The following is a 13915-nucleotide window of genomic DNA, read 5'->3' as shown; positions in this document are numbered from 1 at the left end:
GATGGCCCGCTAGGAGATCAGGGCAGGTCGAGGATCTTCTCGCGCACCGCGTACATGACGGCTTCCATCCGCGAGTGCAGCTGAAGCTTCTCCAGGATGTTGCGCACGTGGTTCTTGACCGTGTTCTCGCTGATGAACAGGGTCTTAGCGATCTTGCTGTTGTTGGCGCCGGTGGCGATCAGCTTGAGCACCTCAAGCTCGCGGTCGGTCAGCTTCGGCGCGGGCGGCCCCTGCTCGCGGCGCTCCTCGCCGCTCTTGGCCATGGTGGCGAACTCGCTCAGCAGCTTGGTAGCCATCGAAGGAGTGATCAGCGACTGGCCGCCGGCGACCGCGCGGATCGAGTCGGCGATCTCGTGCGGCGGGATCTCCTTGAGCAGATATCCGGTGGCGCCGGCCTTGATCGCGTCGTAGAGGTCGGCTTCCTCATCGCTCATGGTGAGCATGATCACGCGGGTGGACGGGGCGACCTCCTTGATCGCGGCCGCCGCCTCGATGCCGCTGCGCTTAGGCATCTTCACGTCGAGCAGCACCACGTCCGGAAGCAGTTCCCCGGCCTTTTCCACCGCTTCCGTGCCGTCCCCGGCCTCGCCGACCACTTCGATATCCGGCTCCTGCTGCAGCACGATGTCCAGGCCGCGGCGCAGTAGGGCGTGGTCGTCGACCAGCAGGACGCGGATGGGGTCGGCGCCGGATGCGGCCGGTCCAGCCGCCGGGCCCGGCGAGCCGGCCGGCTTGGCGGACTGGGGCGTCGACGGGCGCGGACGGGCGGGCTGCTGCGCCGGAATGCCCTCCTGGCGCACGCCGACCGGCCTGCCGGAATCGGATTGGGCCACCTGTCCGTACCCCCTTGTACCTGGATCGGCCGGTCCGGGCAGGCGCCCGTCACTCCCGCACGGGACGCCGGAGACGCTGAGTGACCGAGTCATCATCGCACAGTATCGGCGAAACCTGATAATAGCTGGCGCGGACCCGGGATTGACAGTACCGCTCGGGACGTGGTCGCCGCCTTTTCGGGCGATCCGCGTTCAGCGGTCCGGGTCCGCGCCTGCTGATGCATCGTCAAGTGTGCTGTTCCGCCGCTGTTTCGGGGCGTGTCCGAGGCCTGATTACGCTGCCGTGGCGGAGCCCGGCTGGCCGCCGGAGTAGTGCGCCGCGCCGGTTTCCTCCAGGTGAATCACGCCGTAGTCGTAACCGCGGCGGCGGTAGACCACGGAGGGCAGCTTGGTGTCGGCGTCCACGAACAGGTAGAAGTCGTGGCCGACCAGCTCCATCTCGTAGAGGGCCTGGCACAGGTCCATCGACGGGGCGGTGTGCGTCTTCTCGCGCACGATCATCGGGCCGTCGCCCTCGATCTCGATCGGGCCGGCACGCCGGATGTCGGCGCGGGGCTCCTCGGCGGGCGCGGACGCCTGGGCCAGCTGCTCGGTCAGCTCGGCGGCCTCGAGTTCGGCCAGCGTGGAGGTGGCGACGGACACGGAGACCGGGCTGCGGCGGCCGTGGTGCACACGGCGGCGGTCGGCGGCCCGGCGCAGCCGTGCCTCCAGCTTGGTGGCGGCCAGGTCGAGGGCGGCGTAGGGATCGGCGGCGCAGGCTTCGGCCCGGACCACGGGGCCGCGGGTGCGCAGGGTGATCTCGATCCGGTCGCAGCGTTCGGCCTGCCGGGGGTTGCGCTCCTTGGACAGTTCCACGTCGAGGCTCATCGCCTTGCCGTCGAAGCGCTCGATACGCGAGAGCTTATCGACCACGTGCTTGCGGAACCGTTCGGTCACCTCGGTCTTGCGGCCCTTCACCACGATGTCCACGCGCGTCTCCCTTTGCTCGCTGATTGCCCGGCGCTGGTTGTTCCGCGCCGCGCTCGCTGTCTGGACTGACACTGCTGCGGCTTGGGCGCTTCCCCGGCTCGGCATCGCGTGCGGGGTCGCGCTCCACTGGTAGGAGTGGCTATATCCGGTACTTGGGTAGGGCTGCACCACCTCCTGGGACTGGTTTGAGACTTGTCAACCTACGCCGGGAAGATCCGGCTTTGGAGGGGTAACGACGGAAAGGCCTTTTCGAGTTCCAGCCAAGAGATTCGGGCGCGTCGCGACTTCGGCCGTCAGTCGTCGTGCGCGCTGCTCATACGCTTGAACGTAATCCCGCTTGAGCATGAACGGTAGGGGCCAATGGGCCTACTCCGCCAAGAGGGTGAATCCGGGGGCGTTCACCTGGGGTCTTCGGCTTGCGCAAGGTGGCGAAACGGTCGCGAGTCGAGACGGGCGAACGGCGAGGCGGTGGCTGGTTCATCGGTACCTCCTCTAGCCGGGACTAGCTGGGACTTGGTGCCGAGGCGTTAAGGGAGTGCACGGGTCGGGGGCCGCTCCGGTTCGGTCCGGCGATTTTCCGATCAAAAGGGTCAGTGGCCGCTGAGTCTGGTGGCGGCGAGGACTGCCGCGCCCACCGGTCGCCCGCCGGCGGCCCGGATCGCGCGCGCGGCTTCGGCGAGCGTGGCCCCGCTGGTTGTCACATCGTCGATGAGGACGGCCGGGCGCTGGATTAGGCGCGAGACCGCGGCCGGTCGCACGACGAGCGCGTCCTTGAGATTCTGCGCGCGCTCCTGATGCGTCAGGCCGACCTGGTCCGCTACCCGCCGCTGGTGACGCAGAGCCGGCAGGACGTTGGCGGTATGGCCGTGCGCACGCAGTTCATCAGCTGCGGCGCAGGCCATGCGGCGTACGGGATCCTGGCCACGGCGGCGGATCGATGAGCGAGCGGACGGCGCGGGCACCAGCCAGATCGCAGCCGCGCCTGGGCAGGCGGCCAGTACCGCGCGAGCGAGTCGGCGGCCGAGCGGCCTGGCGAGATCGAGCCGGTTGTGTTCCTTCTGCGCGACGATGATGTCCGCGACCGGTTCACGGTAGGGCGCGAGTGCGTGCACCGGAGGCAGGCCGGCCAGGCGCCGCACCGTGCGCACGGGGATCGGTGCCCCGGAGAGGGCGATTGCGCAGGTGCTGCACAATCCCTCGGTCACGGTGCCAGTGCCCGTGCGGCCGCAACCGGCGCACTCCGCTGGCAACACAAGATCAAGCAGCGCCGCCCACCAGGACCGCCGCTGACGCTCCGTCAGCTCTTCCCCCACGCGATGATCATAGGCGACCGGCCTGGGACAAGACGGTCAATTGGCGTAACTCGGCGAAAAACCCTGGACCGGAACCGCGCCCTGAGAACTCCACGAGTTGCTGTTGAACGAGTACTGGGTGATCTGTTGCGGCGCGTCGCTCGCGCTTCCATACGCGGCCAGCAAGGTGCTTCCGGTCCACTCGATGCTGCTCGTGGTGTTCGGCGGGTTGATGGTGACCGCGTTGAGGTCGGTCGAGTTCGTCACCGGCGAACCGTCCGTGTACAGCTCGGAGACCACTGAGGGAGAGGAGGGTTGCTGGCCGCCGAGCACGGCCAGGGACTGGCTGCCGTGCCAGTCGATGTCCTTCAACGAGCTCCACTGGTACACGACCGGGTTCTGCACGGCCTGCCGCAGATCCAGCGACTGGCTCGAACCGCTGCCTTCGAACACGCCGATGCCCACCGAGTAGACCGTCGATCCCGTCGACGGCGACTGCTCGCTGTACACGACGGCGACCCGGCGGCCGTCCGGCGCGACGGCGAGTTGGGCGATGGCCATCGAATCCCCGTCGGAACCGATCGAGGCGACCTGCTGTGGGTGCGCTTCAAGGCCCTGGGTCGCATCCAGCCGGTATAGGGCGGCCGGGTGTTGCGCGTTGTCGATGAACCACAGGTGACCGAGCGCGTCCCAGCTGAGCGAGCTGATCTGGCCGGTGAAGACGGGCTGGCTGTTCGCGGCCACGCCGGGTTCGCCGAGGTAGAGCTTGGTCTTGGTGTCGTCGACCAAGGCGGCGATGATCTGGCCGTCGTAGTCGGTGACGGCGAGGGCGCGATAGTGCCGGCTGGTCGGGCCGACCTGCTGAAGCTGGCTGCCCTTGGAGCTGTAGGCGTAGACGGCGTAGTCCTTGCCGAGGTAGTAGTACGTGCCGTTGCCGGGTCCGCCGATCCCGACGTGGTAGCGCCTGAGCACGCTGTCGACGGAGCCGAGCGACTCACCGAGCTGAGTACCGTGCTGATCGACGATGCTTACGCTGCTGACGGACGCAAGGTCGCTGAAGGAGGCGAAGAGTTCGTCGGCGAGAACCTTGCATGCACTGGCACTGCGCGTGGTGCAGGCGTTTGGTGACTTGACGGTGACCTGCGCCGTGCCGTCCGACTCGATCGTGACGGCGTTCCGGCCGGCCAGGGCGATCTGCGGCGCGGCGGTCACGGCCGCTCCATCGAGCCACGCGGGCGGCCCGGTGAGCAGCTTGTCGGCCAGCTTCTGCGCGATCGCGACGTCGGACTGAGCACGCAGGTAAACGGGCACCGGGATCATGCTCTCGCCCTGCGCGTCGCTGTTGAGGTAGTAGAGGCTGTACGCGTTGTACTCGGCGCGGAACGTCTCTTCGGTCAGCACGATGCCGAAGTCGTCGCTGGGCAGCTTGTCGATCTGGTAGTAGCCCTTGTCGTCGTTGTATTTGACCGAGAACTTGTAGGCGTCGTGCGGTACCGGAGCCGTCACCTGCTGACTCGTTGCCGACGCCGACTGAGTCGGCTGCGAAACCGGCTCGTAGGTGCCGTCGTCGTCGACCTTCGCGAGCACGGTGCCGGTGATCTGCACCTCGTTGTCGTGACCGGGCACCGAGGCGGGATTGGATTCGTCGCCGCTGAAGATCACGACCTTCTGCGGATCCCAGCTCTGCGCGTCGCCGGTGAGGTATTCGCGGGCGATGGAGAGGTTGCCCGGGTCGCTGGCCGCAGTCTGCAGGAAGCCCTCGACTATCGCCGCTGGCTGCTCGTGACGCTGCGGGCCTTGCGGCCAGATCCGCACGTCCGAACCGCCACCGGCGTCGGCCTGCTTGCTGACCGTGTTCACGCCGGAATTCGCCGGCAGATTGACGCAGCCCGCGGTCAGGAAGCCGAACAGGGACAGCAGGCCGAGCGCGGCGGCGCGTGCGGAGGGCTTGCGGGTAGTCACGACTGGTCCCCCGCTCCCGCACCGTCGCCACTGCTGATCACGTCGCTGTGCAGGTCTCCCTCACCGAACCCGGTGATGGACGGCGGGCTTGAAACGGTCGCCCGGTCCACGACAGCAGCGGTGTCCTGACCTGGCTTGCCGGCAGACCTTGGCGAACCGGCCGGACCTGCCGGAGCGCGCACTGGACCGGGACGAGACGCCGCGCCCTGATCGACCAGCGGCCGGTGCCCAGTCGCCGCCGGCTCCGAGCCGCGACGCTGGCGCAAGTGGTGGGTGGAGTCCTCGGGTTCCAGCGGGATCGGGGAACGCAGCAGTTCGACGCGCGTGTTGCGCGGCACGGTGAGCCGGAACTGAGAGCCGCCACCGGGCTCGCCCCAGGCCTGGAGCCAGCCGTGGTGCAGCCGCGCGTCCTCCAGCGCGATCGCCAGGCCGAGGCCGGTGCCGCCGGTGGTGCGGGCCCGCGCCGGGTCCGCGCGCCAGAACCGGTTGAACACCAGCGAGGACTCGCCGGGACGCAGGCCGACGCCGTGGTCCCGTACCGCGACGGCCACCGCGTCATCCGAAACGGCCACCTTGATGATCACATCCCGGCCCTCGCCGTGCTCAATCGCGTTGACCACCAGGTTGCGCAACACCCGATCGATCCGGCGCGCGTCGACCTCGGCGACGCACGGTTCCTCAGGCGCGTCGACGACCACGGCGCTGCCCTTGCGTTCAGCCAGCGGCGCGCAGGCTTCGACAACGCGTTGCACCAGCGCGCGCAGGTCGACCGGTTCCGCGTCCAGGATCGCGGCGCCCGCGTCGAACCGGCTGATCTCGAGCAGGTCGGCGAGCAGTTCCTCGAACCGGTCGAGCTGGTTCTGCAGCAGTTCCGCGGAGCGGGCGACGACCGGGTCGAAGGACTCCCGCGCCTCGTGGATCAGGTCGGCGGCCATACGCACGGTGGTCAGCGGGGTACGCAGTTCATGTGAGACGTCGGATACGAAGCGGCGCTGCACCCGGCTCAGCTCTTCCAGCCGCCGGATCTGGTTCTGCAGGTTCGCCGCCATCTTGTTGAACGAGTTGGCGAGCGAGGCCAGGTCGTCCTCCCCGCGCACCCGCATTCGCTCCTCGAGCCGGCCGGCGGCCAGCCGTTCGGCGATTCCGGCGGCCATCCGCACCGGGGTGACCACCTGCCGGGAGACGAACCAGGCGATGGCGACCAGCGCCAGCACCAGCAACAGCCCGGCGATGACCAGGGAAAGCTCGACGAGCTGGAGGTTCGCCTCGTCCTGGCTGAGCGGGAAGACGTAGAAGATGTCCGCGGTGAACTCGGTACCGCTGTTGTTCGCGGCGACCCGCTGGCCGTAGACGACCGCGTCGGCCTTGGTCGCCGACGGCCGGGTGTATTCGACCGCGGCGAACTCGTAATACGCCTGTCCCGTCGAAATGGACTCGATCTTGTTCTTCAGGTCCGCGGGCAGCGTGCCGATCGCCAGGTTGGAGCAGGCGGCCGGGAAGGTCGCGGTGTCGTTGTCCTTCTGCAGGATGATCGCGACCTGGAACAGGGTGCTGCTCTTGCACAGCGAGCGGGCGACGGTCTGCGCCAGCACGCCGGTGTCGATGGTCGGGTCGAGGCTCTTGGAGTTGAAGTCCTGCACCGCGCTCTGGAAGCCGACGCTGGCCTGCACCCTGGCCGCGTCGAGCCGGGTGCGCAAGATGCCGTCGGCGACCCGTTGGGCGATGAAGTAACCGAGGCCGACCGCGACGGCCAGCGAGAGGATCATGGTGACCGAGACGACCCGGAACTGCAGCGAGCGGCGCCAACGCGCGGGCAGGTCGCGCAGGGTGCGGCTGACTGCTCGCAGCGCGCGCCGCAGTCTCGCTCCCAGGCCTGTGCCCATGCCTTCACCCACCGGTCCCACTGTCATTCAGCCGACGCGGCCGCGGCCCGGTCCGAGCCGCGGTCCCGCCGAAGTCGAAGTCGGGGACGCGAACGTCTCCTGGGCACACTAACCCGGCCGCCCCTCTTCCGAGACGACGCAAATCGGACGTCTCGAGTTCCCAGCCGTGGCCAGGTTCGCGGCGATCCGGCCGCCGGGCGTCGGCGCTGGTCAGGCCGGTCCGGCTTTGTATCCCACGCCGCGCACGGTGATCACGATCTCGGGCTTCTCCGGGTCGTGCTCGATCTTCGAGCGCAGCCGCTGGACGTGTACGTTGACCAGGCGGGTGTCCGCGGCGTGCCGGTAGCCCCACACCTGTTCGAGCAGCACCTCGCGGGTGAAGACCTGCCAGGGCTTGCGAGCGAGCGCGACCAGCAGATCGAACTCCAGCGGGGTCAACGCGATGGACTCGCCGCCACGCTTGACCGAGTGCCCGGCCACGTCGATCGACAGATCGCCGATGTTCAGCGTCTCCGGCTTGGGCTCGTCGGCCCGGCGCAGCCGCGCCCGGACCCGCGCCACCAGCTCCTTCGGCTTGAACGGCTTGATCACGTAGTCGTCGGCGCCAGACTCGAGGCCGACCACGACGTCTACCGTGTCGCTCTTCGCGGTGAGCATCACGATGGGGACGCCCGATTCGGAGCGGATCTGCCGGCAAACGTCGATGCCGTCGCGGCCGGGCAGCATCAGGTCGAGCAGCACCAGGTCCGGCTTGAATTCACGGAAAGCGCCGAATGCACGGTCCCCGTCGGATACTGTCGCGGTTTCGAAGCCCTCGCCGCGCAGCACGATACCGAGCATCTCGGCCAGCGCGGTGTCGTCGTCGACGATGAGCACACGTCCCTTCATGAGGCTCATCTTTGCATCATTTCGTCGGCGGATTGCAACAATGCCGGGATCCGCGCCCGGGAAAGCACAGCTCAGGTCTTCCAACTCCTTGCCGAGACCCGCCAAGGCACTAGGATGTGGGCCTGCTCCGTGGCGGGGCGACCACGTGGGCGATGGACGAGGTGGGGGATGCCAGAGCTGCCGGCGGCTTGGGCCGCGCCCGGTGCGCCCGCGCCGGAAATCACCACCGTGATACGCACGGCTAGCGTGCGTGAAGCCGAAGCTGGGGTGGAACGCATCGCGCGTCCGGTCCCGCTGCGGCCGTTGAGTGTCCTGGAGTTGATCGACGGCGCGATCGGCGCGGTGCGTGCGATACCCGTTGCGCTGCTTGGCTGGACGTCGCTGATCGTGGTGGGCGCGGCGCTGGCGGATTTCGTGTTGACGTGGCTGTTCGACGCCGCAGTGGCGACAGCGACCCGCACTCACGCGGTGATCACCACGGACGATTCCGGTAACGCATACGCGCAGTTCGGCATTACCCAGGGCGCGGGCACCTTCGGCCTCTTCGTCGTGCATGCGCTGCTGCCGATCGTGTGCTCCGGTTTCGCCGTCTCGATTCTCGCCGGTCTGCTAGCCGAACCGATCAAGCAGTACGTAGATGGCGCGGCGGCTCCGTCGCCGGTGCCCGTGCGCCAGACCCGGCAACTCATCGTGCGTCTTTCCGGCCTCGCCGCTGTTACCGCATTGCCGCGTGCCGTCTTCGTAGCGCTCTACGCGTTCGCCACGTTGCTTGTCGTGAACGATCCGCAGGGCGGTCACGGCTCGGTGATGGCGCTCATTACCTTCGTCGGCGCGCCGATATGTCTCGCGCTCATCGCGGACTGGGCGATCGCCGCGCCGGTAGCAGCGCTCGAAGGCGCCCGCGGGTTTTCTGCCCTCTCCCGGTCGCGCAAGCTGGTGACCGCCGGTCGGTGGCGCACGCTGTGGAGCACCGTGCTCACGCTGACGATCTCCGTCGTCGTGATGATTCCGCTGATCATCTGTCAGTACTACATCGCCAACACGCATGGCGTGCGTGATCTACTCAACGGCGCTCCGGTGACCGGTGCGACCTACTGGTGGCTCGCCGGGTACCTGGTCGTGCTGACACTGATCCAGATCCTCACCGCCCCGTTCCGCGCGGCCCTCGCCACCATGCTGTACATCGACCGGCGCTTTCGTCGCGAGGGGCTGGATATCCGCATAGCGTGGGCGCGGGTGGCCCGGACGATCGCTGCCGGAAAGGGGCGGTCGGCATGATGCGCGCGGACACGCCGGTGAATGTGAGCAGCGACCAGGCACGGCAGCTGGCGATCCGTGAGCTGTCGAAGTCGCAGTATCACCGCGGCGACCTGCCGCAGAATCCGTCCGGGCAGCCCACCACGGCGCTGCCCTCGCCCTCGCCGCTCACGCAGCCGCCGCAAGCGAGCGGACCCAGCCATGCGCTCGCGGTCGTGCTGATCATCCTGGCGATCTTCGTCTTGGTCGCGGTGGTGCTGCTGGTGCTGCGCTGGCTTGGCAAGCCGCGCACCGACAAGCGGCGCAAGGAGAAGAGCGAGAAGCGCGGCGCGGCGGGAAGCACGCCCGAGGAGATTCTGACCGGCGCCGCCCTGCATCGCCACAACGCGCAGCAGGCAGCGGCCGCAGGCGATTTCGCGGAGGCGATCCGCGAGCGGTTCCGCGCGGTGATCGCGACGCTCGACGAGCGCGCACTGCTGCCGGAACGCGCGGACCGCACCGCGGATGAAGCCGCCACGGACGCCGGCGCGATCCTGCCCGCCCACGCCGAGGTGCTGGTCGCGGCGGCCCGCGCCTTCGACGAGGTCGAATACGGCGAATACGTCGGCACGCCCCAGCCGTACGCGGTGATCAGCGAGGTCGACGAGCTGGTGCGGACCGAGCAGCCCGGCACGCTCCAACTGCCGACCGCGATCGCGCCGACCGTGCCGGGTGGCGCGCGGTGAGGCGGTCCCTGCGTCCACGGTTCGCGGCGGTCACGAGGATCGCCCTCTGCGCGGCGGTCAGCGTCCTGGCCGCCGCGACCGGGCCGATGCCCGCGCACGCCGACGCGTTGCCGAGCCCGAGCGGATCGGTCGACACCTCGACGCTGCTCGACCCGACCTCCGACTCGGCGCTGCTCAATCTGCTTGGCCAGCAAGGCGTCAGGTACTACCCGATATCGCACGTCGGCGAAGTGCTTGACCACTCGGGCCCCAACACGACGTTGGTGATCGACGAGTCTGAGCATCCTGACAATTTCGACCTCTCCAGGCTGACCAGCTTCTCCTTCGCCCGTGTGATCATCCTGGACGGCGACTCGACCGTGATCAGCGCCTTCGCGCCCGAGATCCATTTCGACACCTTCGCCGACAGCGCTCCCGCGCCGCTGAGCCCGGCGTGTTCGCAGGCGGACGCCGTCGCGGCCGGACCCATCGAGCTGACCGGATCGCCGGCGCAGTTCATCCTCAACTCGACCGGCAGCTCTTCTGTGGCGGGCTGCTATCCGGTGAACGGGCATCCCACGTTCGCTTACGTCAGCGACGGTTCGACCGACGTGGTCGCCCTCGGCTCGGCCGCGTTCTTCGAGAACGACGAGCTCGCTTCGGCTGGTAATGCGGCTCTGGCGCTGAGGTTGTTCGGCGCGCATCCTGAACTGATTTGGCTGGCGCCGAACTTCGTGCCGGATCCGTCACTGCAGAACTGCTTTGACTATGACTGCGGCTCGGGCCAGAACAACAATCCAGGTCCGGCACCCACGACCACCATCACGCTAGGCGGCGGAGGGGGCGCAGGTGGAGGTGGCGGAGGCAGTGGAGGCGGCAACGGCGGTGGCGGGGGTGGCGGCTCAGGCGCCAGCCAGCAGACGCTGACCAGCCTCATGCCGAGCTGGATCTGGTGGGCGATGCTCCAACTCCTGCTGGCCGTGCTGCTGGTTGCTTACTGGCGCGGCCGCCGTCTCGGGGCGGTTGTCACCGAACAGTTGCCGGTCACTGTGCGCGCGGCCGAGACGGTGGAAGGCCACGCTCGGCTGTATCGGCGCGCCAACGCGCACGGCCGCGCCGCGGAGCTGTTACGCAAGGCGACCGCGAGCCGGCTGGCCGGTTACTTCGGCGTCCCGGCGGCCCGCGCGCACGGCGATCCGTCCATCCTGGTCGCGCCGGTAGCGGCGCGGCTGAACGTCACCGCGGACCTGATCGCCGATCTGCTCACCGGCCAGGCCCCAGCGTCTGAAGCCGAACTGGTCCTCCTCGCGGACCACCTCGACCAATTGGAACAGGAGGTCCGGTCATCGTGACCGAGTCCGACATCGCCGCCGAGTTCGGCGCCACCGCACAGTCCGACCAGACGCCGCACGCCGACGCGCTCGACGGCGCAGTAGAGCGCCCACTCGACGGCACCATGCCGCTTTCGGCTTCGATATCGCAGGCTGCTGACGCGCGCCGCTCACTGCAGGCGGTGCGAGCCGAGGTGGCGAAGGCAGTGGTCGGCCAGGACGCGGCGGTCACCGGGCTGGTGATCGCGTTGCTGTGCGAGGGCCACGTGCTGCTGGAAGGAGTGCCCGGCGTCGCCAAGACGCTGCTGGTGCGGTCGCTGTCCGCGGCGCTTTCGCTAGACACCAAGCGGGTTCAGTTCACCCCCGACCTGATGCCCGGCGATGTGACCGGATCGCTCATCTTCGACGCGCGCACCGCGCAGTTCTCGTTCCGCGAGGGCCCGGTGTTCACCAATCTGCTGCTGGCCGACGAGATCAACCGCACGCCGCCGAAGACGCAGGCCGCGCTGCTCGAGAGCATGGAGGAGCGGCAGGTGACCGTGGACGGCACCCCGCGCCGCCTGCCGTTCCCGTTCGTCGTCGCGGCGACGCAGAACCCGCTGGAGTTCGAGGGCACGTACCCCCTGCCGGAGGCTCAGCTCGACCGGTTCCTGCTGAAGCTGAACCTGCCGCTGCCGAGCCGTGACGAGGAGATCGCGGTGCTGCGCCGGCACGCCGACGGCTTCGATCCCCGCCAGCTCGCCGCCGCGGGAGTGCGCCCGGTGGCCGGCCGAGCCGAGATCGAGACGGCGCGTGACGCGGTACGTAAGGTCACGGTGACTCCGGAAGTGCTCGGATACATCACGGATATCGTGCGCGCGACCCGTACCGCGCCAGCGTTGTCTGTTGGGGTGTCACCTCGTGGCGGTACCGCGCTGCTCGCCGCGTCACGCGCCTGGGCGTGGCTGTCCGGGCGTGATTACGTGAGCCCGGATGACATCAAGTCACTGGCTCGGCCGGTGTTGCGTCACCGTGTGCGACTGCGGCCGGAGAGTGAGCTTGAGGGCGTGTCGACGGACGCGGTGATCGACGGTGTGCTCGGTAACGTCGCGGTTCCCCGCTAAGGACAGACGCGCGACATGCGACCTTCCGCGTTCCGTAAAGACGCCACGCAATCCGGCCGTGGCGGCCTGGTCCTGACCGGCCGCACCGGCGCGTTGGCCGCCGCCGGTTCAGTGGTGGTCGGCGTGGTCTCGGGTGTGCTGCACCTGCCGGGTTGGGCCGGTATCGCGGCGTTCGAGGCTGCGTTGGGCTGCGGGGTTGCGACGGATGCGCTACGTGCGGGTTCGCTGCGGGATCTGGCGTTCAATCGAAGCGGCGACGCGACCGTCCGGCTCGGAGAGAGCGCGAACGTCAGCCTCGACGTCGTGAACGTGGGTCCGCGGCCGCTGCGGGGAACGCTGCGCGACGCCTGGTCGCCGAGCGCCGGAAACCTCGCGCGCACCACGCAGCCGCGTCAAGTTTTAGAAGTAGCGAAGGAGCCGCGACACTCGCTCGCGATTGAGGCGAACAGCGCGCAGCGTATCGACACGGTCCTGACGCCGACACGGCGCGGAGATCGCACGCCGGACCGAGTGACGATCCGGTCCCTCGGCCCGCTCGGCCTGGCCGGCCGTCAGGTCTCGCGCGAGGTGCCGTGGCGGCTGCGGGTACTGCCACCGTTCGAGAGCCGAAAGCATCTGCCGTCCCGGTTGGCGCGTCTGCACGAGACTGACGGCCGTACACCGGTATTGGTGCGCGGTCAGGGCAGCGAGTTCGACTCCCTGCGCGAGTACGTGGTCGGCGACGACGTGCGCTCGATCGACTGGCGGGCTACCGCGCGACGAAACGACGTGGTCGTGCGTACGTGGCGGCCGGAGCGCGATCGGCATGTCGTGATCGTCTTGGATACGAGCCGCACCTCGGCGGGCCGGGTGGGCGACATGCCACGGCTCGATTCGGCGATCGATGCGGCGTTGCTTTTGGCAGCGCTGGCAACGCGAGCCGGAGACCGGGTCGATCTGCTCGCCTACGACCAGCAGCTGCGCGCGTCGGTTGCGGGGGCATTGCCTGGCCGCACGCTGGCGCTGTTCAGCGATGCGATGGCGGTGATGGAGCCGTCGCTGATCGAGCTCAATGCCGAGGGCCTGGTCACGTTCTTGACGCAGCGGGTCCGCAGGCGATCGCTGGTAGTGCTGCTGACGAGCATTGACGCGGCGGCGATCAGCGAGGGTCTGCTGCCGCAGATGGGGCGGCTGACGGGGCGGCACAAGGTCGTGGTCGGGTCGGTCGCGGATCCACGGATCGCGCAGCTTTCGACAGCGCGGGGTGATGCGGACGCGGTGTTCGCGGCGGCTTCGGCGGAGTTGGCTTTGACGACGAGGCGTCAGGTCGCGGCGGAGTTGGGGCGGCACGGCGTCGAGGTAGTGGATGCGGTTCCTGAGCGTTTCGCGCCCGCGCTGGCGGACCGTTATTTGGCGTTGAAGGCCGCCGGCCGCTTGTAGTTCCTGGCGATGGCAAGGAGCTAGAGCCGTAGCCGGGGCGCGATGCCTGCGCGCGGTATTCGACAAGCCGAGCCGCAGATCATGCCGGGACGCGGAGCGCTGCGCTCTGTTCCCTGTCTGGCTCCCGAAAATGGGCATGAAAATGCCCCGGGGTCTTGCCCGATCCGGTTGGATTGGGCAAGACCTCGGGGTGTTACGGGTTGTGCGGCGGTGTCCTGCTCTCCCGCCGGGTCTCCCCGGCAGTACCCTCGGCGCTGGCGGGCTTAGCTTCCGG

11 protein-coding genes are annotated in these 13915 nt (G+C 68.7%); 5 read left to right on the top strand and 6 right to left on the bottom strand.

What is annotated here, in order from left to right; all coding sequences use genetic code 11:
• Nucleotides 1-17: 17 nt before the first annotated feature.
• The 6 genes from VN779_RS09835 to mtrA all read right to left on the bottom strand — a co-directional run bounded on the left by VN779_RS09835 (nt 18) and on the right by mtrA (nt 7827).
• The gene (locus tag VN779_RS09835; RefSeq protein ID WP_414639628.1) at nt 18-677 is read right to left on the bottom strand and encodes a response regulator; all 660 of its coding nucleotides are present in this window, start codon (nt 675-677) and stop codon (nt 18-20) included.
• 429 nt (nt 678-1106) lie between these two features.
• Nucleotides 1107-1802 (bottom strand): ribosome hibernation-promoting factor, HPF/YfiA family, encoded by a 696-nt coding sequence (gene hpf, locus VN779_RS09830; RefSeq protein WP_325722150.1) that lies wholly within the window; start codon nt 1800-1802, stop codon nt 1107-1109.
• 590 nt (nt 1803-2392) lie between these two features.
• Nucleotides 2393-3115, bottom strand: coding sequence for a hypothetical protein (locus VN779_RS09825; protein ID WP_325722149.1), 723 nt, complete (start codon nt 3113-3115; stop codon nt 2393-2395).
• A 36-nt stretch (nt 3116-3151) separates the two neighbouring features.
• A complete protein-coding gene (locus tag VN779_RS09820) occupies nt 3152-5056 on the bottom strand; it encodes an LpqB family beta-propeller domain-containing protein (protein ID WP_325722148.1) in 1905 nt (634 codons plus the stop codon).
• Entirely contained in the window at nt 5053-6951 is a 1899-nt protein-coding gene (mtrB, locus tag VN779_RS09815; RefSeq protein WP_325722147.1) for an MtrAB system histidine kinase MtrB, read from the bottom strand. The genes VN779_RS09820 and mtrB overlap by 4 nt, the downstream gene beginning before the upstream one ends.
• A 198-nt stretch (nt 6952-7149) precedes the next feature.
• The gene (gene mtrA, locus VN779_RS09810) at nt 7150-7827 is read right to left on the bottom strand and encodes an MtrAB system response regulator MtrA (RefSeq protein ID WP_331682779.1); all 678 of its coding nucleotides are present in this window, start codon (nt 7825-7827) and stop codon (nt 7150-7152) included.
• Nucleotides 7828-7995: 168 nt separating this feature from the next.
• On the opposite strand from mtrA, the gene VN779_RS09805 reads away from it, so the two are divergent.
• The 5 genes from VN779_RS09805 to VN779_RS09785 all read left to right on the top strand — a co-directional run bounded on the left by VN779_RS09805 (nt 7996) and on the right by VN779_RS09785 (nt 13641).
• On the top strand, nt 7996-9105 hold the full coding sequence (locus VN779_RS09805; protein ID WP_325722145.1) for a hypothetical protein: 1110 nt from the start codon (nt 7996-7998) through the stop codon (nt 9103-9105).
• Complete coding sequence (locus VN779_RS09800; RefSeq protein WP_325722144.1) at nt 9102-9809, top strand: DUF4129 domain-containing protein; 708 nt, start codon at nt 9102-9104, stop codon at nt 9807-9809. Before VN779_RS09805 ends, VN779_RS09800 begins: the two co-directional genes overlap by 4 nt.
• Complete coding sequence (locus VN779_RS09795) at nt 9806-11140, top strand: DUF4350 domain-containing protein (protein ID WP_325722143.1); 1335 nt, start codon at nt 9806-9808, stop codon at nt 11138-11140. Before VN779_RS09800 ends, VN779_RS09795 begins: the two co-directional genes overlap by 4 nt.
• A gap of 104 nt (nt 11141-11244) precedes the next feature.
• Nucleotides 11245-12222, top strand: coding sequence for a MoxR family ATPase (locus tag VN779_RS09790; RefSeq protein WP_349260726.1), 978 nt, complete (start codon nt 11245-11247; stop codon nt 12220-12222).
• A 66-nt stretch (nt 12223-12288) separates the two neighbouring features.
• On the top strand, nt 12289-13641 hold the full coding sequence (locus VN779_RS09785; protein WP_349260725.1) for a DUF58 domain-containing protein: 1353 nt from the start codon (nt 12289-12291) through the stop codon (nt 13639-13641).
• The last annotated feature ends 274 nt before the right edge of the window (nt 13642-13915 follow it).

The sequence above is a fragment of the Actinocrinis sp. genome (genome assembly GCF_035605935.1).
Lineage (GTDB): Bacteria > Actinomycetota > Actinomycetes > Streptomycetales > Catenulisporaceae > Actinocrinis.
Note: the sequence above shows the minus strand (reverse complement) of the source record. Positions and strands in the feature narration are given on the sequence as shown.